The sequence below is a fragment of the Psychrobacter sp. 72-O-c genome, from assembly GCF_904846605.1.
GTDB lineage: Bacteria > Pseudomonadota > Gammaproteobacteria > Pseudomonadales > Moraxellaceae > Psychrobacter.
The window spans coordinates 20,053-41,499 of sequence record NZ_CAJHBI010000001.1 but is presented as its reverse complement, the minus strand read 5'-3'; the positions used below and the strand labels follow the sequence as shown (position 1 = coordinate 41,499).

General features: G+C 43.1%; 18 protein-coding genes. 15 read left to right on the top strand and 3 right to left on the bottom strand.

Annotation, left to right across the window (positions count from 1 at the left end):
• Window positions 1–351: 351 nt before the first annotated feature.
• The 5 genes from JMX97_RS00160 (at window position 352) to pncB (ending at window position 8,987) form a co-directional block, all read left to right on the top strand.
• Window positions 352–1,830, top strand: coding sequence for a coniferyl aldehyde dehydrogenase (locus JMX97_RS00160; RefSeq protein WP_201553924.1), 1,479 nt, complete (start codon window positions 352–354; stop codon window positions 1,828–1,830).
• Window positions 1,831–2,168: 338 nt separating this feature from the next.
• Window positions 2,169–4,139: a glycine betaine ABC transporter substrate-binding protein gene (locus JMX97_RS00155; RefSeq protein ID WP_201553922.1), complete on the top strand. Its 1,971-nt coding sequence runs from the start codon at window positions 2,169–2,171 to the stop codon at window positions 4,137–4,139.
• Between the two features lie 82 nt (window positions 4,140–4,221).
• A complete protein-coding gene (locus JMX97_RS00150) occupies window positions 4,222–5,154 on the top strand; it encodes an ATP-binding cassette domain-containing protein (RefSeq protein WP_201553920.1) in 933 nt (310 codons plus the stop codon).
• A gap of 421 nt (window positions 5,155–5,575) precedes the next feature.
• Window positions 5,576–7,393, top strand: coding sequence for a bifunctional peptide-methionine (S)-S-oxide reductase MsrA/peptide-methionine (R)-S-oxide reductase MsrB (msrAB, locus tag JMX97_RS00145; protein WP_201553918.1), 1,818 nt, complete (start codon window positions 5,576–5,578; stop codon window positions 7,391–7,393).
• A 334-nt stretch (window positions 7,394–7,727) separates the two neighbouring features.
• Window positions 7,728–8,987, top strand: a complete 1,260-nt coding sequence (pncB, locus tag JMX97_RS00140; protein WP_201553917.1) for a nicotinate phosphoribosyltransferase — start codon at window positions 7,728–7,730, stop codon at window positions 8,985–8,987.
• 10 nt (window positions 8,988–8,997) lie between these two features.
• Here the strand turns inward: pncB and xseB are convergent, their stop codons facing one another.
• From xseB to JMX97_RS00125, 3 genes are all read right to left on the bottom strand, one after another.
• Window positions 8,998–9,255, bottom strand: coding sequence for an exodeoxyribonuclease VII small subunit (xseB, locus tag JMX97_RS00135; protein WP_201553916.1), 258 nt, complete (start codon window positions 9,253–9,255; stop codon window positions 8,998–9,000).
• A 69-nt stretch (window positions 9,256–9,324) separates the two neighbouring features.
• Window positions 9,325–10,893, bottom strand: coding sequence for an exodeoxyribonuclease VII large subunit (xseA, locus tag JMX97_RS00130; RefSeq protein WP_201553915.1), 1,569 nt, complete (start codon window positions 10,891–10,893; stop codon window positions 9,325–9,327).
• Between the two features lie 170 nt (window positions 10,894–11,063).
• Window positions 11,064–11,444 (bottom strand): hypothetical protein, encoded by a 381-nt coding sequence (locus JMX97_RS00125; protein WP_201553914.1) that lies wholly within the window; start codon window positions 11,442–11,444, stop codon window positions 11,064–11,066.
• Between the two features lie 317 nt (window positions 11,445–11,761).
• Between JMX97_RS00125 and JMX97_RS00120 the strand changes: the two genes are divergently transcribed.
• The 10 genes from JMX97_RS00120 to JMX97_RS00075 all read left to right on the top strand — a co-directional run bounded on the left by JMX97_RS00120 (window position 11,762) and on the right by JMX97_RS00075 (window position 21,328).
• The gene (locus JMX97_RS00120) at window positions 11,762–12,421 is read left to right on the top strand and encodes an alpha/beta hydrolase (protein WP_201553913.1); all 660 of its coding nucleotides are present in this window, start codon (window positions 11,762–11,764) and stop codon (window positions 12,419–12,421) included.
• Window positions 12,422–12,650: 229 nt separating this feature from the next.
• Window positions 12,651–13,751 carry a cell division protein ZapE gene (zapE, locus tag JMX97_RS00115; RefSeq protein ID WP_201553912.1) on the top strand — a complete coding sequence of 367 codons (1,101 nt, stop codon included), beginning with the start codon at window positions 12,651–12,653 and terminating at the stop codon, window positions 13,749–13,751.
• Between the two features lie 84 nt (window positions 13,752–13,835).
• The gene (locus JMX97_RS00110) at window positions 13,836–14,429 is read left to right on the top strand and encodes a nitroreductase (protein WP_227671385.1); all 594 of its coding nucleotides are present in this window, start codon (window positions 13,836–13,838) and stop codon (window positions 14,427–14,429) included.
• 173 nt (window positions 14,430–14,602) lie between these two features.
• Window positions 14,603–15,979: an NAD(P)H-dependent glycerol-3-phosphate dehydrogenase gene (locus JMX97_RS00105; RefSeq protein WP_201553909.1), complete on the top strand. Its 1,377-nt coding sequence runs from the start codon at window positions 14,603–14,605 to the stop codon at window positions 15,977–15,979.
• A gap of 57 nt (window positions 15,980–16,036) precedes the next feature.
• Complete coding sequence (gene sixA, locus JMX97_RS00100; protein ID WP_201553908.1) at window positions 16,037–16,495, top strand: phosphohistidine phosphatase SixA; 459 nt, start codon at window positions 16,037–16,039, stop codon at window positions 16,493–16,495.
• 172 nt (window positions 16,496–16,667) lie between these two features.
• A complete protein-coding gene (gspL, locus tag JMX97_RS00095) occupies window positions 16,668–18,005 on the top strand; it encodes a type II secretion system protein GspL (RefSeq protein WP_201553907.1) in 1,338 nt (445 codons plus the stop codon).
• A gap of 136 nt (window positions 18,006–18,141) precedes the next feature.
• Window positions 18,142–18,702 (top strand): type II secretion system protein GspM, encoded by a 561-nt coding sequence (gene gspM / locus JMX97_RS00090; protein WP_201553906.1) that lies wholly within the window; start codon window positions 18,142–18,144, stop codon window positions 18,700–18,702.
• Between the two features lie 235 nt (window positions 18,703–18,937).
• Window positions 18,938–19,522: a DUF4870 family protein gene (locus JMX97_RS00085; protein ID WP_227671378.1), complete on the top strand. Its 585-nt coding sequence runs from the start codon at window positions 18,938–18,940 to the stop codon at window positions 19,520–19,522.
• A 189-nt stretch (window positions 19,523–19,711) separates the two neighbouring features.
• The gene (locus JMX97_RS00080; RefSeq protein WP_201553900.1) at window positions 19,712–20,746 is read left to right on the top strand and encodes a quinone-dependent dihydroorotate dehydrogenase; all 1,035 of its coding nucleotides are present in this window, start codon (window positions 19,712–19,714) and stop codon (window positions 20,744–20,746) included.
• Window positions 20,747–20,830: 84 nt separating this feature from the next.
• The gene (locus tag JMX97_RS00075) at window positions 20,831–21,328 is read left to right on the top strand and encodes a CvpA family protein (protein ID WP_201553899.1); all 498 of its coding nucleotides are present in this window, start codon (window positions 20,831–20,833) and stop codon (window positions 21,326–21,328) included.
• The last annotated feature ends 119 nt before the right edge of the window (window positions 21,329–21,447 follow it).

Here is a 21,447-nt window from a genome sequence, read left to right as displayed (position 1 = left end):
CATCTTATGGTTTTAACGATTATGAAAGTAGTTTATTGATGTCATCGAGTTTAGCAGTTTTTAATATCATCGCCCAAATTTAAATTGAAGCATCATAAGGTGATGTTATTAAACAGGCTGATGCTAAAAAAATGTTTACTAATATTTTGACCAACATTCATTTTATACAGACCCGCCAGTATGCCAAACGCACTTTCTATTCGCTAGTCAATACGCTACATTGAATGGTGATTAATGGATTTATCTCCAGACTTAATACTTAGGCATCACTACTAAAGTACCTTACGATAAATATAGAGTTTTGTTTTAAGTATATAATTTTGACTCTAGGACGCATGACAAGGACGACACATGACAGCCAATAACGAAACTAACAGTACTCAAAGCAGCAGCACTCAAACCACGAGCGACACTAACCACTCACTTAGCATTATTACTACCACCGAGCAACTACAAGGGCAGTTTTTGCGATTGCAAGCGTTGAGCCGTACCCAGCCTATACTTGACTGGGCGACCAGAGAAACTCACTTAGATAATTTAGAGATGATGCTCAGTGACAATCAAAAAGATATCGCTCAAGCCATCAGTGCGGACTTTGGCTATCGTAGCGAGTCAGAAACCCAGTTTGCAGAACTATTCCCAAGCTTTGCCGGTATCAGTCACGCTAAAAAGAACGGTAAAAAATGGATGAGAACTCGGCGTGTAGGCATCTCAACACTCTATATGCCTGCTCATAACGAAATTCAGCCGCAGCCATTAGGCGTGATAGGTATCATGGTGCCATGGAACTATCCGCTATATCTAGCGATAGGCCCGATGATTGATGCGCTAACAGCGGGCAATCGAATCATGATTAAGATGAGCGAGGCTGCACCCCAATTTGCAGAAGCCTTTGCAGAAGCGGTTGCGCATTACTTTTCACCGGATATGGTGAGTGTGGTGCTGGGTGAAGTCGATATCGCTGAAGCTTTTAGCAAACTGCCCTTTGATCATTTGCTCTATACCGGCTCTACTGAAGTGGGCAAAAAAATCATGGCTGCTGCCGCACCCAATTTAACGCCAGTTACGCTTGAGCTTGGCGGTAAGTCGCCAGTAATTGTTTTGGATGATGTCAACCTTGAAGCTGCGGTCAATCGGGTGATGATGGGTAAAACGCTTAATGCCGGTCAAACCTGTGTTGCCCCTGATTATGTCCTGATTCAGCGTCAGCATCATCAGCGTTTTATTAGCTTAGCAAAAGAGTGGATGCAAGAACACTATCCTAATATTGGCGATAACCCAGACTATAGCCATATCATTAACAACCAACAGTTTAAGCGAGTACAAGGCTATCTCGACAGCTTACCAGCTGAAGGCGTACATCCGCTAACCGATGTTGAGTCTAACGTTGAGACGCGTTTGATGCCGCCGCTTATCGTGACGGAACCTGACCCAACCAGTAAGCTGATGCAAAACGAGATTTTTGCACCAATTGTACCCTTGATGCATTATGAGACTCTTGATGAGGCCATTGACTTTATTAATGCGCGTCCACGGCCATTGGCGCTATATGTTTTTGGTAAAAATGATCATGATATTGACCAAGTACGTACGCGTACAGTATCAGGCGGTGTCGCTATCAATGAAGTGCTCCTGCATTTATTACAGCACGACCTACCGTTTGGCGGTGTTGGTGATTCCGGCTTTGGCACCTATCACGGTCAAGCAGGTTTTGAGCGCTTAAGTCACATGAAGCCTGTTTTTGTACAAGCCAAAGTTAACGGTATGAATTTGCTCTTGCCGCCTTATGGTGCACTGTTTAAAAAAGGCATGGCGCTAATGTTAAAATAAAGCCTGTGGAGTAACCCTTTCTTCCCATTTAAATAGCGCTTATTATGATAGGCGCTATTTTTTTTGATGGCTATTTATTATAAATTGTTATTAAAGTCAGAATTTGTATTTATACACATCCTATTAACCAAAAGTGGTATTTAATAATTGATAAATAAGTATTTGTTATCAGTCGCATAAATCGCTACACTTCGTAGTAAGGCTAAAGGATAGCAATGATAAGTTTAAATTAACTGTCTACCATAACTTTTAGTCATAAAATTGGGTAATCGTAGAGTTGAGTGTTAAGAAAACAACCGCCGCAGCTCAGTAAAAAATAACAATAAATAGGATATGCTATGCGCCAATGGATTGCATTAAGCTTACTGTTGATAAGCTCGTTGTTGTTTCCCCTATCCACATCGGCGGCCTCGACCACAACATCGGCTTGCGAGAATCCAATTAAGTTTGGCGCGCTAACATGGGAGAGTGGGCAGTTTACAACTGGTGTGCTCAAGTATATCGCTGAGAGCGGTTATGGCTGTACTGTTGAAGAGGTTCCAGGAGCTGGGCCGGCGTTAGAGACTGCCTTATCGCAAAATGATATTCAAATCATTGGTGAGCAGTGGGTAGGGCGTTCGCCTATCATGGAGCAAGCCATCGAGGATGATAAGGTGGCGGTCATCGGTGATACGCTTGAAGGCGGTGCCACTCAAGGCTGGTACGTTCCTAAGTATGTGATTGATGAAAACCCAGGTCTACGCCGCTATCAAGACTTGCCAAAATATGCTGAGCTGTTTAAGGATCCTGAAGATCCAAACAAATCTCGTTTTATGAACTGTCCATCAGGCTGGGCGTGTGAGATTTTCAATACGCGCCTGCTTGAGAATACTGGTTTGGACAACACCTTTAATAATGTCCATCCCGGTACCGGCGCTGCCCTTGATGCTGAGATTGCATCAGCTTTTGAGCAGCGTAAACCACTATTATTTTATTATTGGCAACCGACAGGTTTGATTGCCAAATATGATTTTGCACCCATAGAATTCCCCGCTTATGACGAGGCTTGCTGGCAAGACTTGCTGTTGGCTAACGGTACCTCAGATTGTATATCTGGCGCTCCAGTATCACCGCTCAAAATTGCAGTATCGACGCCATTTCTTAAGGCTAATCCTGAGCTATCTGAGGTATTCAAAAAAGTACAATTCACTCCTAAGGAGCTGAATGGCGCTATTCTTGAGATGACTGAGAGTAAGCGCAGTGGCGATGAGCAAGCGCTTAAGTTTTTGCGTGATAATCCGAATGTCTGGCAAGACTGGTTATCTGAAGACGCGGCAACCGCTCTTGCTGCCAAACTGGGTATCAGCCTGACAGCAGATGGGGCCGGTGATACCAGCATCAATTCACCGCTTAATACGGTCACACCGTCTGACAATATCTTAGGTCTGTCATCAAACTTTCCCTCGTGGTCGCTTGAAACCTCTCTTAATGAGTCATTGGCCAGTGTAGTCAAAAATTATGGTGACGTTTTTCGCAGTATTAGTACCGTCGCCTTGAAGTATTTGCTGCTGCCTATTGAACGGTTTTTAACCTTTGTTCCACCGTGGCTAATCATTGCCTTAGTAACCGTGTTAGCTTGGTTTGGGGTGCGTAAGATATGGTTTGCACTGGCTTGCGGAGCAGGGCTATTCTTGATTGGTGCATTTGGACTATGGGGCGCATTGATTGATACTTTAGCGCTATTGATCGTATCGGTCTTAGTGACCGTGGTCATTGGTATTCCCATTGGTATTGCCATGTCGGGCAGCAGATTGTTACGCAAAGTTATTACACCGATACTCGATGTGATGCAGACTATGCCGAGCTTTGTATACTTGATACCGGTGCTGATGTTATTCGGCATTGGTAAAGTGCCGGCGCTGTTTGCCACTGTTATTTATGCACTGCCGCCACTCATTCGCTTGACGACATTAGGTATTACCCAAGTGAATCATGAGATGGTTGAGGCCGGACGCTCATTTGGCAGTACTCATTGGCAATTGCTGATTTGGATTAAGCTACCGCAAGCGCTACCAAGTATTATGGCGGGTATTAATCAAGCAGTGATGATGTCGCTAGCAATGGTGGTCTTGGCATCTATGATTGGTGCCCCTGGTCTTGGTGAAGATGTATTGCAATCTATTCAGACCCTAAATATCGGTCAAGGTTTGCAAGCAGGTACCGCAATCGTCATTGTAGCGATTATCATTGACCGTATAACCCAAGCCTTTGGTCAAGGTAAGCGTGCACGTCAAAAAACCATCAAGGCGGGTAGGAGACAGATTGGTTAAAGAGTGGTCTAGAGTCTCATAAACCACTTACTGTAAAAACCAATCACTATAAAATCGCTGCTAAAAAACAACGAGAATAATAATGAATCATATCCAGCTAGAGAATATCAGTAAAATTTATAATGCCAACGCGACCCAAGCACAGTCCGCGCTAGCACTACTGGCCGAAGGTATGGACAGCATTGCGGTCAAAGAAAAAACAGGTTATTCGGTAGGACTTTATGATATTAATTTAGCGATTAAAGCTGGCGAGCTACATTGTATTATGGGACTCTCAGGTTCGGGGAAGTCGACCCTAATAAGACATATTAATCGTTTAATTGATCCTACTAGCGGCAAAATATGGGTCGATACTGGTGTTAATTTAAACAGCGATTCAAATAATATCTCGCAACCTGCTTTATCAACATCAACAGCGGCCGTTGAAAATGTAGGAAAAATGCCAACAGAGAACACTTCTTCATCGTCAGCTATCAATATATTAGAGCTCGATGATAAGGCGTTACAAGGGTATCGCCAGCAAACAGCCAGTATGGTGTTTCAACATTTTGGTTTAGTACCGCATATGACGGTCATACAAAACGTGGCTTACGGTCTGCGCGTACGTAAGATGAGTATTGCCGAGCGCCATGAAATCGCACGGCATTGGTTGAATGAAGTTGGTCTGCCTAACTTAGAGAACAGCTATCCTGATGAATTATCAGGTGGTATGCAACAGCGCGTGGGATTAGCAAGAGCGTTAGCCACTGACACGCCTATTTTACTCATGGACGAGGCATTCTCTGCCCTTGATCCGTTAATTCGCGCCCAATTACAAGATCAGCTGCTTGAGCTACAAGCGCGTCTTAATAAGACCATTGTGTTTATCACTCATGATATTGATGAAGCAGTCAAAGTTGGCCAGCGTATAAGCATCCTAAATGGCGGACGTTTGGTGCAAACCGGCACCCCAAGCGATTTACGCCATAATCCGGCCGATGATTATGTAGCGCAGTTTATGAGTGCTAAGACATAAAGCATTTAATTTTCTACATTCATCTTCATATAACAGTCAAGCAAATATCTATGCGCTAGACAATCACTATTTTATATTCCTGCCATCACATCCCTGTCTGGTAAGCGTATCAAATCGTATGCAACTGTTAATAATAAATAAACTATAACCCTTTATTATTAATATTATCTTATTGTATTCACACAAAATTTTCCGTACTATTATCTCACCAATAAGTTTGCCGTTAATATCTTTTTACTGGTTAGCTATGAATTAAGACTGCCAATCGAAACTATTTTGATATCTTTTCCTCGTTTTATTTATTTAGAATATCGTTGATATTGAAAACAGTTAGACGTAAGGAAAGTATTTAAAACAACTAAAATAGACGGTTAGCTACCATGCAATATATAGCTGAAAGGCTTCGTAAAAAGGACAAGCTATGCTACATAAAGATTCCCATAATAATAAGCATTTAACCCAAAATAAATTAGAAAAGACGCCGCATCAGCCCTCACGTTGGCTAAGAAACGTTAGCACATTTGGAGTAACTAGTGTATTGAGCGCAGGTCTATTAATGGCATGTGGTCAGATAAGTAATGCAGAACATAGTGCTAGCAGTAGTACTAAAGTAGGCAGTCAAAACACGGGAGTAACCAGCTCACGCGATATGCTGCCATCCGATACGTTGGGGCAAATGCAGGCATTGCCACAGCTGACTAAAGGATTGGGCAAAAATGGTGCTGCGGTTATTGATCCCAATAAACCAACCTTAGTCAAATTTTGGGCAAGCTGGTGTCCACTATGTTTGGGTACCCTCGAAGAAACGGAAAGCTGGCGTACGGATCCCAAATTTGCAGACCTAAATGTCGTAACAGTTGCCAGCCCGGGTCATCTTAATGAAAAAGCTGATGGCGAATTTAGCACTTGGTATGCCGGTGTTCAAGCCGATTATCCGCAATTGCCGGTGTTGATTGATGCCTCAGGTAAGCTTGTCAATAAGCTTGGCGTACAGGTTTATCCAAGCTGGGCGATATTAGATAAAAATGGTAATCTAGTTTATCTTGTGAAAGGTAATATGTCGGAAGAGCAAGCGTACTCGCTAGCCGAAAATGCCAATAACGATTTTGCGGAACTTAAAGCGAGCAGCGCTAAACCTGCTGCAACACAAGCATTAGATAGCAACAGTAAAATTGAAACCATCAAGCAAAAAGATGGCGTTTATTATAACGATCAAGGCAAGGCGATCAATACCCGCTCAATATACCTAGCTGGTGGCTGTTTCTGGGGCGTTGAAGCCTATATGGAACGCGTTGACGGCGTTATAGATGCGGTGTCAGGCTATGCTAATGGTGCCGATAATAAACCCAATCCAAGCTATGAGCAGGTTATCAGCGGTTCAGGGCATGCTGAAGCCGTGAAAGTAACTTATGATGCGGATAAAACTGATCTTGAGACTATTTTAAAGTACTACTTCCGCGTGATTGATCCGACCAGTCTTAATAAGCAGGGCAATGACCGTGGCGTGCAGTATCGTTCTGGTATTTATTACACTGATAAAAATGATAAAGCCGTCGTTGATGCCGCCGTTAAGCAAGTACAAAGCAAATACAAGCAAAAAATTGTGGTAGAGAACGAATCGCTAGATAACTTCTACGTGGCCGAGATGTATCATCAAGATTATCTCGCCAAGAATCCAAACGGTTATTGTCATATTGATTTAAGTCTTGCTGATGACAAGCCTGCTGCTACTGCAAAAACTAAGCTTGCGCCTGTTAGTACGGTCGCTGAAACCTTAGCAGCCAAGCGCTATGCTGGATTCGATAAGAATGTGCTCAAAAATACATTAACTAAAGCGCAGTATGATATTACTCAAAATGCCGGTACTGAGCGGGCATTCAGCCATGAATATGATGATTTATTTGCGCCAGGTATTTATGTGGATGTTGTGAGCGGTGAGCCACTATTTTTATCAACGGATAAATATGCTTCAGGTTGCGGCTGGCCAAGCTTTACCAAGCCGATCGATATGCAAGTGATTACTCAACATGACGATAAAGCATTTAATATGGTACGTACCGAGATCCGCTCACGGGTAGCTGACTCTCATTTGGGACACGTATTCCCTGATGGACCCAAAGATCGCGGCGGTCTGCGTTATTGTATCAATGGCGGAGCGTTGCAGTTCATTCCAGTCGATGTCATGCCGCAATCAGGCTACGCGCCATTAGTGAAGTTGGTTAAACCGGCGAAATCGTAGTTATCAACAGTGATTACTATTTATTAATAGCTATTATATAAATACAATCTAATTTGCAAAGAAGACGTTAAGGATATCCTTAGCGTCTTTTTTTATAGCTTATGTGATATAAACGGGGTTGTAGATAATCTTATTAATCGTAGTAGTTTTGCTGTTATAGCGTGCGAACTCAGAAAAGCACCCTAAATTTCGTTATACTCAATAGCTTATTAATAGTTCATTATTCATCCATACACAATATTATTAACCGCGTTTAGTAACACTCGCCCCCATATTTTGTCGCTTAACTAATTGAGCGATGTTCATTTCTTGTTTTTGCGTTTAAGGCTGTAACATGACCGTTACCCATGCACCTATTATTACCTCATTACTTGATAACGATTTGTATAAATTTACTATGCTACAAGCCATGCTGCATCAGTTTCCGCAGACTCATGGTGTGTATCGTTTTCGCTGTCGCAATAACAAGGATGCTGCTTATCCGCTTGCCGATATTAAGGACGCTTTAGAGCAGCAATTAGACAGCTTATGTGAATTGCGTTTTTTGCCCGATGAGCTAGATTATTTGCGTGACTTACGTTTTATGCGCTCAGATTTTGTTGATTACCTGGAATTATTCAAACTTAAGCGTCGCTTTATTACGGTCAGCACCGATGTTCAAGGTCGCTTGATTATTGACATCGAAGGGCCGATGATTCAGGCGATGTTCTTTGAAGTGTTTGTATTGGCTATCGTCAATGAGCTGTATTTCAATGCATTATCAGATCCCACTGTGATTGAAGAAGGGCAGCGGCGGCTCGATGAAAAAGTGGCTCTGTTGCATGGCTATGCTAAGCAACAAAAGGCTGAACAGCAGACAACTCAGAAGCACAAGACCAATGCACCACCCTTTATTGTTGCAGATTTTGGTACGCGTCGGCGCTTTAGTAAGGTTTGGCAGGCGCATGTGGTGGCTACGTTACATAATGCTGAGCCCAATATTGTCAGTGGCACATCAAACGTTCTGCTTGCCAAAACACTAGGAATGACCCCGATAGGAACCATGGCGCATGAGTTTATGCAGGCTTTTCAGGCATTAGATGTGCGTTTACGCGACTCCCAAAAAGCGGCCCTTGAAGCTTGGGTGCATGAATATCGAGGTGATTTGGGCATTGCCTTGACCGACGTAGTAGGAATGGATGCGTTCTTGCGTGATTTTGATTTGTACTTTGCCAAACTCTTTGATGGGCTACGCCATGATAGCGGCGACCCTTATATCTGGGGTGATAAAGCCATAGCCCATTATCAAAAATTAAAAATAGACCCGAATACTAAGATATTGACCTTTAGTGACGGTTTGGATCTCAATAAAGCATGGGATTTGCATCAATACTTTAAAGACCGTATCAAGACCAGCTTTGGTATTGGTACCAATCTGACCAATGATATGGGCTTGACTCCGCTTAATATCGTCCTAAAACTGGTCGAATGTAACGGCCAGCCAGTTGCTAAGCTATCTGATAGCCCTGGCAAAACCATGATTAATAACGATACCTATTTGGCTTATTTGCGCCAAGTATTTGATGTTGATGAACCTAAACCTGAAACTGAATAAAAACCAAACGTTAATTAGCGTTGCTGTCTTCGATAGTGGTGCTATCTTCTTCAGAAAAGGCAGCATCTAAGGCACGTTGAACCGCATTGATGCGAGTTTCACAGACTCGATAAGCGGTGATTGATTCTTCAACGGTAGTCATTAAGTTGTCAATATCAGGCTCATCTTGTTGCTGTAGCTCAGCGGCATTGGTTTTCAGAATATCGTAAGCTGCCTTAAAGGTTTTTGGGGCGGCTTTTTTGCGTTTACGAGTGGGGGCAGTGCTCATAATAGTTCCTAAGGTTTTAGAGTAGTAAATAATAAAGTATGAAAAAAATAGCTAGATAAGGATGTGTTATTACTTTGGCAAACTATCAATTGCTGCGGTCTCAAGATGAGCACTTTCAATATCAGTACTCTTAACATCCAAAACACGCGCCGTTGCTTTACCATCTTTTAAGATAATATGAATGGTCTGCTCAGGGTGGAGCTGGTCGCTACTTGTTAGTATCTTTTTGCCTTTCTCATCAGTAAGCATAGTATAGCCTTGCTTAAGCACGCGAGAAGGTCGATGTAATAGCACGATATCACGTAGGTGCTCACTATTACGCTGTGCCTGAATAACCTGCTGTTGGGCATTCTTCATGGTAGTTTTTTGATAGCTGTCACACTCAACATGCGCGCTTGTTAATTGATGATAAGCCGCTATTTTTGTTTGAGCTTGCCATTCAGTAGTCAGTCTTGCTGCTTGCTTGACCTGCCGCTGAGCACTTTGTTGAATACTACGCCAAGCAAAATTGCTATCTTTTCGCATTGCCGTCAATCGCCCGATAGTTTGTGATTGTATTTGGCTTAATTGCCGCGCGGTTTGTTGCTCAACCAGAGTCAGTTGACGCTGGGCTGACTGTTTGATTTGTGCTTGGTAATGGAGCACTTGAGTGACCAGCTGTGCTAAATGAGCACTAATGGCAGCAATGACTTTCGATGGCGTATCAAAACTACTGTGAGCCACTTCATCTAAAATAACCTTATCGCGTTCATGACCGATGCCTACCCACACCGGGACAGGCTGCTCGGCGACTAAGGCTGCCAGCTCATAATCATTCAGATAGGCAAGATCACCCACCGCACCGCCACCGCGAATAATAACCAGTAAATCTGGCAGACGCTGATAAGTGGCGTAGAACTGTTGCTGGGCGCTGATAATCGCTTGGCGTATTTCGGCTGGCGCGTGATTGCCTTGGAAGGTCGCATTATGGTAATGAAACTGACAAGCACCTGCTGTTGCCAATCTGTCCGCATCGGCTTGGAAGTCGCCCAATCCTGCGGCCTTTTCAGGGGCGATAACGATGACATGTTCGATATCAAATGGGGCTGGCAGTTGCTGATTCAGATTCACCAGCCCTTCGCCAGCCAAACGGTCTACCATCTCGGCATATTGCCGCGCCAAATCACCTAAGGTATAACTGGGATCTATATCTTCAATCGTTAATGAAAAGCCATATTGCGCATGAAAGCCTGCGGACACTTTGAGCAGAACAGTCAGGTCACGGCTGAGTGCCATACCCGTTGCGCGCTCAAACTTTGCCAAGACTCGGGCGGCTTTAAAGCGCCAAAGGTTACCACGGCAGCTAGCGACCACTTTACCATCATCGTCTTTTTCAGCCAGCTCAAAGTAGTAATGTCCACCTTTGCTAGACAAATTGCGAATCTCAGCTTTGACCCAAACGCGGTGATCAAAGGTTTGTTTGATGACCATCCCAACCGCCGCCAAGTAATCACTGAGACGCAGCACGGTATCTTCAAGGTTTTCTTCAAGACTGCCTTCTCGCTCAGCAAGCTCGGCTTCGAGGGTCGCTAAGTCCTTGGCAGGGGCTAATGTTTTGGCGTGTTTAGTATTGATTTGTGCCAAATTGGGTTTGCGCATAATATCAGACCGATTATAGATAATAGGTGTGGTTGAGAGTTTAGCTTAAAAGCTTGCTGGCCAACAGAGTATATATAAAAAGAAAGCCAATAAGCATACGATTAAGACGGTGTCCTTATCGCATACTTATTTGCTAACAGCTTATTATCTTAATTTATTAGCATCAACACTTATTGGCAGCGGAATTTAATCATATATTCATAATCATCATCGCGAGATAAGTTAGGCGAGCCGGTACCAAATATCGAACCGACGACTGCGCCCACTTGACCAATCATACGACCCGTATTTTCATCTAAAATGCCATTATATTTAACCTTATCCTCAACGACAATAACTTGTTTACTGCGGCAGGTATTCTTGGCACTGTCGAGCGCGTTTTGTTGGGCTTTCACTTTGGTAGTGGCAATACCTGTGGTCTCATAAATAGAGTTGGCACGCTGAATTACTGGTGATGATGGGGTGCTTTGGCAAGCGCTCAAAGCGAGTGCAGCGGCTAACGTTGCCGTTAAAGTGGCTGTTTTGGTAAACGTTGTGTTTAAAATAGTCATAAAAGGTTCCTGTGAAAAGTCAAAAGTAAAACAAATCAAAATCTGGGCAGTAAATATTATGAAGTTACCCTATTTGTATCATGAGCGTCTAGACGGTTATTGTGTGCGGTGTTGCGGCCATGTTTCGAGTTTTATTGTAACTTCGTTGCAAAATTATTCTAGTTATTGAATGCCTGCTTAAAGAGGGGCCGCTAACTGTAAAAAGTACTACGGATCACTGTGAAATAGGACAAATCTTGTCAGTACACAGCAAATCACTTGAAATATAAATCATATCTAGGATAATTGAATCAACTTTTTAACTAGTATTTAAACTTATGCCATTAATTCCTGCTCCTGCCGGCGTGTTAGAGATCGATGCGCTGTGGCAACAAGACAACCCAAACGATTCTAGTACTGATACGGTGGCGCTACTTTGCCATCCTAATCCGCTGTTCGAGGGGACAATGAATAATAAAGTCGTTACTACTATGTACCGATTTGCGCGCGATCATGGTATGCATGTGGTACGTTTTAACTTTCGCGGTGTGGGGCAGTCAACCGGTGAACATGATTATGCTGAAGGGGAAGTGCTGGACGCCATGACCGTGCTACAATGGATTGCTGGGCAAACCAATGCGCGTAAGTTATGGCTTGGTGGATTTTCTTTTGGGGGCTACGTAACAGCACGTGTCGCTGAACAAGTTCTATTATCGCCGCATGTGTGGGGTTTGAGCGATTTTGAGATTGCCAAAGTTGCCCTTATCTCACCATCGATAGAGAAGAATAGTAGCGAAAATTTAAGCTTGCCTATTGAAAAGACTTTTGAGATTTATGGTGACGCTGACGAGGTAATCGATCCGGCTAATATGCAAGCCTTTGCGGAACGTTTGGGAATTGAGGTCAGTGTAGTCGAAGGCGCTGGGCACTTTTTCCATGGTCGATTGTCTGAACTCAAGCGCTTATTAGAGCAGCATAGCTTTGGTAACGTAGATTAGCTCTTCCCCAAAATATAATTATTTTTATCGTATTTAACAGCACTAATTTTATAGCAATACCTATTTATTAAAGCAATGCCTTAAGCCGTGTTAACCTAAAGAATGGCTATGATGAGCCATTCTGACATATCAGTCGCCACTGTCTCAGTGTGAAAACCATAAGTTAGTGGCAACTGACGGTATCAACATATTACTTTATTATTTATTTTGTCTAATGACGAGTCGCATTATGAGATTATCTCCACTGCAGCGCTATGAGCAAGCCATCAGTACTGATGACTTTACCCGAGATGAACAGCAGTATCAGGCCATGAGCTACCTAGATGATTTATATCACCAGCTCAACGATACTGCGGAACAGAAAAAAGGGTTTTTTAGCTTTCTAAAATCCAAACCTGCGGCACCAAAAGGTTTGTATATGTGGGGAGGCGTTGGGCGTGGTAAGACATGGATGATGGATATTTTTTATGACTCATTAACCATCGATCGCAAAATGCGCCAACATTTTCATCATTTTATGCAGCGTGTGCATCATGAGCTTAACCAGATACAAGGCGAAAGTAACCCACTGGAGAAAGTTGCAGATATTATTTATGAAGAAGCGGTCATTATTTGCTTTGATGAATTTTTTGTCTCTAACGTGTCCGATGCCATGATTTTGGGTGATTTATTTACCATGCTGTTTGACCGTGGTATTACTTTGGTGGCTACCTCAAATATTGTGCCATCGGGACTATATAAAGACGGCCTACATCGCGACCGTTTTATGCCTGCGATTGCTGAGGTTGAGCGTCATACTACCGTAATGAATATTGACTCTGGTATTGACTACCGCCTGCGAGTATTGCAGCAAGCCGAGCTATATAAGTCGCCTATGACCAAAAGCAACCATCACTGGCTGGCCAACCGCTTTGCTAGTCTCTCGAATAACTTAAAGATTAGCAATGAACCCATTACCATTAATGGCCGTGAAGTTAAAATCAACGCTCGCACTGAAAATATATTGTTTTGTGACTTTCGCCATTTATGCATGCAGCCGCGTTCAGCCGCTGACTTTATTGAAATTGCCAGTCAATTTAGCACGGTACTGGTCAATGCAGTTCCCGCACTAGATGATGATCTTCGCGATCCGACTCGCCGTTTTATCTATATGGTTGATGAATTTTATGATCGCCGCGTAAAGTTATTGATTCGGGCAGAGCAGTCTATTCTTGATTTATATCAAGGCGAAAAGCTAACGTTTGAAATACAGCGTACCCGCTCGCGGCTACTCGAGATGCAGTCAGAAGACTACCTAAAAATGAAACATCGCCTTGATGACGCGGCTTAAAATTACAGATAAGGATAACTCATGAGCACGCTTGACGATAATAAAATACAGCAAAATAACGAGCAGGCTCGTATCGAAGATGAGATGTCAGATAACGCCCAAGTCACTGACGAACAGCTGATCAATTGGATTAAATCAAGACGTAGTATTGGTAATCTAGATATTCCTGCGCCTACTCATACCCAGATTAAAGCTGCCATTGAGTGTGCGGCTACTGCGCCTGATCACAAAAAGCTGAAACCGTGGCGCTTTATTGTCACTGAAGGCAATGCCCGTCATCAACTAGGGCGCGCATTCCTTGCTGCTGCTGAAGCGAAAGCGGTTAGAGAAGGCGAGACACTGTCTGAGAAAACCCAGCAAAAAACTTACAATATGCCGCTACGTGCACCCGTTATTATTACCGTCGTTACTAAGATGCAAGACCATAAAAAAGTACCACCCTTCGAGCAAATGCTGAGCGCGGGTGCGGCAGTACAAAATCTTATTCTGGCTTTAAAGGCGCAAGGATTCAGTACCGTATGGCGTACGGGTCTGCTGTGTAATGAGCCTGCGGTAAAAGAATATTTCGGAGTTGCAGAAGATGATTATGTCACGGCTTTTGTTTATACTGGCACCAGCCCCTGTGATAAACCCGTACGTAAACCTATGGATATTGAGCCGTTGCTACGCTTTGAGTGATAAATAAACGTTGGCAATATCAAAGCTTTCGCATTACTTTGGCATTATCAAAATATTAATACTATCAAATAGGCTGCTTTTAATTAAGCAAATTAGCCTCACCATATGTGCACTACATGTGCTATAAATAATAGCGATAAACCATATAAGTCGGCTAACACGGATAAATGATTATGACCAGTTCAACTGATAATAATTCTAACGATACAGATGCAAGTACTGACAATAGCGAAGCAGAGAAAAATACTGTTGAAAAACAAAATAGGTTGCTGGCAAGTATCATTGAACGTGCTGCGTCAGGTCTTGGCCGTAAAAAACTAAATCCTAGTACCGTTGAGACTGCTGTAGCCAAAAACATGGCGCAAATCCACAACAACCCTGCTAAATTGCGCCTAGCGTTCTTAGGTGGCGGTAGTTTTGGGACGGCGATGGCAAACTTAGCCGCACGTAATGGCTGTGATACCACGCTATGGGTACGTAATAAGCGTACCGTCAAATCGATGGCCAAGCTCCGGGTGAATAAAAAATATCTACCCGGCTATAAACTTGATGATCGCCTCAAATACAGCCATGATTTAGAAGAGACAGTCAAAGATAAAGACATCATCTTCATTGCTGTACCCAGTTTGGCTTTTCGTGAGACTTTAAAAAGTATCGCTCCTTTTATCACAGGGCAGTCGATCGTTTCACTGACCAAAGGTATGGAAAAAGATACTTTTGCCTTCATGAGTGACATCATCAAAGATGAGCTGCCTGAGGTCAATTTTGGAGTCATGTCAGGACCCAACTTAGCCATAGAAATTATGAAAAGTATGCCGTCCGCAACCGTGATTGCCAGTAATTCTGAGCCATTACGTCATGCGGTACAAGCGGCGCTACACAGTGCATTTTTTCGAGTATTTGCCAGTGATGATGTTCGCGGTGTTGAGCTTGGTGGCACGCTTAAAAATATCTATGCGATTGCGATGGGTATGGCAGCCGCTTATGAAGTAGGTGAAAATACCAAAGCGATGTTGTTAACGCGTGCTTTAGCCGAGATGAGCCGTTTTGGGGTCGACATGGGCGCTAATCCGCTGACATTCTTAGGCCTATCTGGTGTTGGCGACCTATATGCTACTTGTAGTTCAGAGTTAAGCCGTAATTACCGCATTGGCAATATGCTTGGTCGCGGTATGAGTATCGATGCCGCAATTAAGAAACTGGGCCAGACGGCTGAAGGGGTAAACACTATTCAGCAGGTGCACGAAAAAGCCAGCAAAGAGGGTATTTATATGCCCATTACCCATGCTCTATATGCGGTAATTTATGAAGATAAAGCCGCACTTGGCGTCGCTTTGCACTTGATGGAAGCGGGATTTCGTAGCGACGTCGAGTTTGTGATGCCTCATGACCATAGCAATGCCGCGCTCACGGCACAAATGCAAGCGATAAGCAATAACTCGGTTGATGACGACTCGCACACTGATGCTTCCGACAATGAACTGGCTCAAGATAAAGCTGATAAAGATAAAGCTTCTAAAGATAGTAATGTTAATAAAAATAAAGACTAAACGTTATAAAAATAATAGGAATAAAGGTTTCAATCGAGACCTAAATCAGGGAATGATATGAAAATTATATTGATGCGTCACGGTCAAGCAGAAGATGAAACGCGCCCAGATAGCGCGCGGCAATTGACCGATTTCGGACAACAGCAATCTGCGCAAACGGCAGATTATATTACTAAAAGCTACGCGCCAGATTCTTTTGTGGTTAGTCCTTATGATAGAGCGCAGCAGACCCTAGCTCAATTGCAATCGCGCGCGCCTGACGTTGTCACCACTGTGCAAGATAATATTACGCCTTCTGATGACGCACGTACCGCTTTAGCCGAACTGGCGAATATTGAAGCAGAGTGTTTGGTGGTAGTGTGTCACATGTCTATCGTCGCTAATATTGCTGGTCTTCTGACTGGTGATCACCCTGAGAGCTTTTCTTTAGGTGAGGCTAGGGTGTTTGAAATGGAATTTGTAATGTCGGGAATGGCAACTGAGATTGACCGCTTTATTCCTGTTCAGCCGCACTAAGATTTATAGCCGCACTGCCATATTGTTATTTAATTGAGCATCAATGCTGTTTAATATCGACGACAAGTTTAATAGCAACTTTTATAACAACCGTTTAGATTTTACTTTTATCCCTGTTTTAACAAATCAGTAGTTAAATAAATTAGCAGTTTAACAAGTAAGGACGCGCTTAGTGTTACACGTTTGGTTAAGAGCGCAGCATAGTTCGCTAACTGTTTGGCATGCCGATACAAAACAGTGGCAGTCAGTCGATGGTTGGCAGCAGTTGCATGATGTTTATAGTATTCGTGGACATAAATCACTGTGTTTGTATTTTCCCTCAAGTCATGTATTACAAGTAGATACGGCGCTCAATACTGCTCAGCTTAAACAATTAGGCAGTAGCGGTAAGCAATATTTATTTGAAGAAACGTCATTAACACCTGTTGAACAGCTGTTAGTCCGGCAAATGAGTCATGCCAATGCCCATTATCTATATGCACTGGCTCAAAGTGATATTGAGACTTGGCAACAGAGTGCTACTCTCGCTGGATTAAGCATTATATCGTTACTGCCTGATTTTTTATTGTTACCCACTCCAGAAGAGGGCGCCGGGCAGCAAGTTGTCTTATATCAAGATGAGCAGACGATGCTACTACGGCAATCGCTACTTCAAGGGATGGCAGTCAGCTACTTACCTTTAATTTTTGAAAGATTGCCGCATTTGAGCGAAGTTTGTGTGTTGCCATCTATTGAATCGTCTGGCAGCTCCTCAATCAGCTCTCCAACCAATGCTTCTGTTAATGCGTTTGCTGACGTTGTAGATAATGATAGTAGTATAGCTTTACAAAAGACCACATCAGCATCAGAACCCATGTCAGGAACAGCAGTAACCACTATTACCGAGCAAACAGCAGCGCTTATAGCTGAGCACAAATTGCTATTAACCACGCTGCCCACTATTCCTACGCCTGTTGACAGTCCTGAGCGCCATGCGCTTAATTTCTTTACCAAATCATCGGACTCGCAGCTGTCTCCTTATCTACGCGTGGCGATGATGGTAGCGTTATCGGCATTAGTGCTACAAATTGCGACCGATGGTGTGCAAAGTTATCGCTATAACGAAGCGGCGGTTGCCACTAAGATAGCGGTTGCTGACCAGTATCAGTCTTGGTTCCCTAATGAACCACTCAGCACGCGTACCAAGCTACAAGTGCAACTGCAACCAAAACTACGTAGCGACAGTCAAGCACCAGCCTCGCATATGGCGGTATTGGCACGAATATCACCACTGATTAAACAATCCTCAATGCAAGCGCAAGCCTTAGTTATGCAGCCGTCTGCGCTTAGCTTTACCTTGATTTCGCCGGATCGTGGTAGTCTTGATCAGTTTACCAGTACCCTGGTTGCACAAGGTTTGACTGCCAATTTAGAGCGGGTCAATAGTAATGAGCAAGGGCAGTTTAGTGGTCAAATCACAGTAAATATCATGGAAGACAGCGCGACACAGGATAAAATGGCTGACTCTTAATTATTTGACTGGAGATATGCTTAATCTTAGCCTGGTTTAACTTTAGTTTTATTTATCCATTAAACGTTTATCTATTACCAACCCAACTATTAGCAATTCATCCATCAGCAACCCATCTAGTAATAAAGGTCAGGTAATGAAACTATTACAGCGTCGCGCCAAAAGTCGTGCTAAAGACAGTAGTTCTGCGAACGTCTTATCAGAGCGTATGAACAGCTATCAGAATATGCTGTGGACACGCTGGCAAGCCTTGCCGCCACGTGATCAAGTTGCCTTAGGTATATTGTTAGTATTTTTACTACTATTCGTTGGTGGCTATGGTGGCTATAGCGTTCATCAAGCGGCTAAAGACAGTAAGTCTGACTATCAAGAGCAGGTCGCTGATTATTTTTGGCTACGTACGCAAGCGGGCAATATTAATAGCAATGCTTTAAGCGCTGCTAATACGCAAAGCGGTGATGCAGAAATGCCACCTGCCAGTAGTGTCAGCTCGTTATTGAATGCCTCTAGTATCAATAACGCACAAGTGGTTGCTGCTGGGGACGCGGTGCAACTGAGCTTTACTCATCCTAGCCAAGCGGTAGTGAGCGCGGCACTTGGCAAGCTTGAACAGCAAGGCTGGCAATTTACTCAGCTATCTATGCAGCAAGATCTAGCCACTAAAGCTATTCAAGTACAAGCGACGGTTGTCTCCTAAGTACTGTTTCTTAAATAGGGTCTTTTAAATACAGCCTCTTAGTGGCATTGCAGTCTCATAAGCCTTTAATTTTAATGATAGGCTAGGGTTTAGGCGATAGCGTCTTATCTTTTGGTAACGGTTTCTAGAATTTATACTTCAATATCTGTATCTTGAAAACAGTCTTATCCGCCACAATTAAATACCTAGTGGCTACGTTATTATTAGAAGTTATTTTAAGTTATGGATATTTATTATGAATCATTCTTCTGATCCTAAATCTCCTGACCTTCAATCTAACGAGCGTCTGTATCGTCAATCTCAGACAGCTGATCCTACTACTGACTATGAAGCCTCTTTTGGTGGCCAGTATAATCATGAGCAGCCTAATTATGAGCAGACCAATCACGAGCTTACACGACAGGGAAAAAATGGCATGATGAGTGATAATAAGCGCCGCTCTTTAATCACCTACAACCATGTGACTTACTTATTGTATGTGGTCAGCTATTTTACCGCAGGACTGCTGTGGATTGTACCGATTGTGATGAACTATGCGAAGCGGCACGATGCCAATGGCACATGGTTAGCAACCCATTTTGATTGGCAAATTAAGACTTTCTGGTACAGTATTGTCTTGTTTGCCATCGGAGCACTATTGATCGTGTTTGCACTGGGCGGTTTGGGGGTCGGTATCATGGCGGACAGTGGTAATATAACCATTGGCTCATTTTTATTCACCGGTCTTGGTCTGTTGATTATGGTCTTTACGTTTGTTTGGCATCTTTACCGTATTATACGCGGCTGGATTGCGCTGACAGATGGTCGCCCCGTACCCTAATTGCTATTAAATTAGACCTTTATGATGATAATTAAGTCTTTGTTTATGAGCGCTTGCCAACCCTTTTATATAAAGTGTTGGCGTATGAAACTTTGGTCTTATTCCTGTTAAGCTGATATAATCGCAGCGCCTGATCCTATTCATTTTGTCCCATTCATTATTTCTCTTTAAGCAGGGTTTATCGCCACTATGTCTTATGCCTTACTTCGCCCGTTTTTATTTAAGATGGATCCTGAACACGCTCACGACATGACCTTGTCTTTATTGGATAAAGCCCATAAAGCGCGTGCTTTAGGTTTGGTCTATGGCCAATCTATGCAGCCGACGGATTGTATGGGATTGCAGTTTTCTAATCCGGTCGGACTAGCAGCAGGTTTGGATAAAAATGGCGACTATATTGACGCCTTGGCAGAGTTAGGTTTTGGCTTTATTGAAGTAGGTACTGTGACTCCAAAGCCGCAAATTGGCAATGATAAACCGCGATTATTTAGACTTAAGCAAGCGGATGCGATTATTAACCGGATGGGCTTTAATAATCAAGGCGTTGATTATCTTATTGAAAACGTCAAGCGCTGTAAATATAAAGGTAATATTGGAATTAATATCGGTAAAAATGCCAGTACGCCGGTCGAAAATGCAGCTGATGATTATGTCTATTGTTTAGAACGTGTCTATCCTCACGCCTCATACATTACGGTCAATATCTCATCGCCAAATACTGCAAATTTACGTGACCTACAAAGTGGTGAAGCGTTAACTCATTTATTAGATACTATTAAGAACCGTCATGATCAGTTGGCAACAGAGTATGGTTTTTATGTGCCACTAGTACTAAAAGTCGCGCCTGATTTAGATCCGCTACAAGTCGATTATATTTCCCAGCAGTTATTAGATTTTGAGATTGATGGCTTGATTGCGACCAATACTACTTTGAGCCGGGTCGGTGTCGAAGATTTGCACGACGGCAATCAAACAGGCGGCTTATCAGGTCGTCCCGTCAGCCACATTAGCACTCAAATTTTACAACAGTTTGCTGACCAGCTAGATGGTAAAGTAGCTTTGATTGGCGTTGGTGGCATTGATAGTGGTGAAAAAGCCGTTAAGAAGATTAAAGCAGGCGCAGATATGGTGCAACTCTATACTGGTCTTATCTATAGAGGCCCCGGACTGGTACAGTCTTGTATTCAGGCAATCGGTGGTTATTATGATGCAATGGAAAGTTAGATAAAGTCGGCCTAAAAATACCAAACGGACAGCAAATAAACACAATCAATAGGCTGAAGTTAATAGAATAATGAGGCGGAAAGCATGAGTGGTCTGGATATTGTGATTGCCATCGTTGTCTTAATTGGCTTATGGCGAGGCTTTCAGGTTGGGCTGATTAAGACAGCATTAGGTTTAATTGGGTGGTTTATTGCCCTTATTGCGGCTACCCAGTTGGCAAGCGCTGTTGCTCCACAACTAGCAGGTATCGTTCAAAACCCTGTCTTACAAATGGCATCGGCCTTTTTATTGGTAGTAATAGTCGTATTAGCCATCATGCACATAGTGGCCTTTGTATTTTCAGGGGTGCTTAAAACCTTGCGGCTTGGGGTAGTTGATAAGATGGCAGGCGGCGTACTGGGCGCAGCCAAAAATGTACTGATGATATTGGTCATACTTAGTGTCAGCGCCCCTTTATTAGTACAGATGCCACAATGGCAGACTTCAGTACTTGCTCCTGAATTGCTACCTTATGCGCCAATGGCAAAAACTTTAGTAACAGATGCGTTCGGGGTTGCTTGGGACCAAGTTAATCAGTCGTAAGCTTTGATAGACTGAGCTTCGATAAATCGAGTATTGATTAACTGACCTTGATAAAAAATTATTTAACAGCATTTAGCGCCTATAAAGGCAGTTTATTAATCATCAATAACTTATCTTTT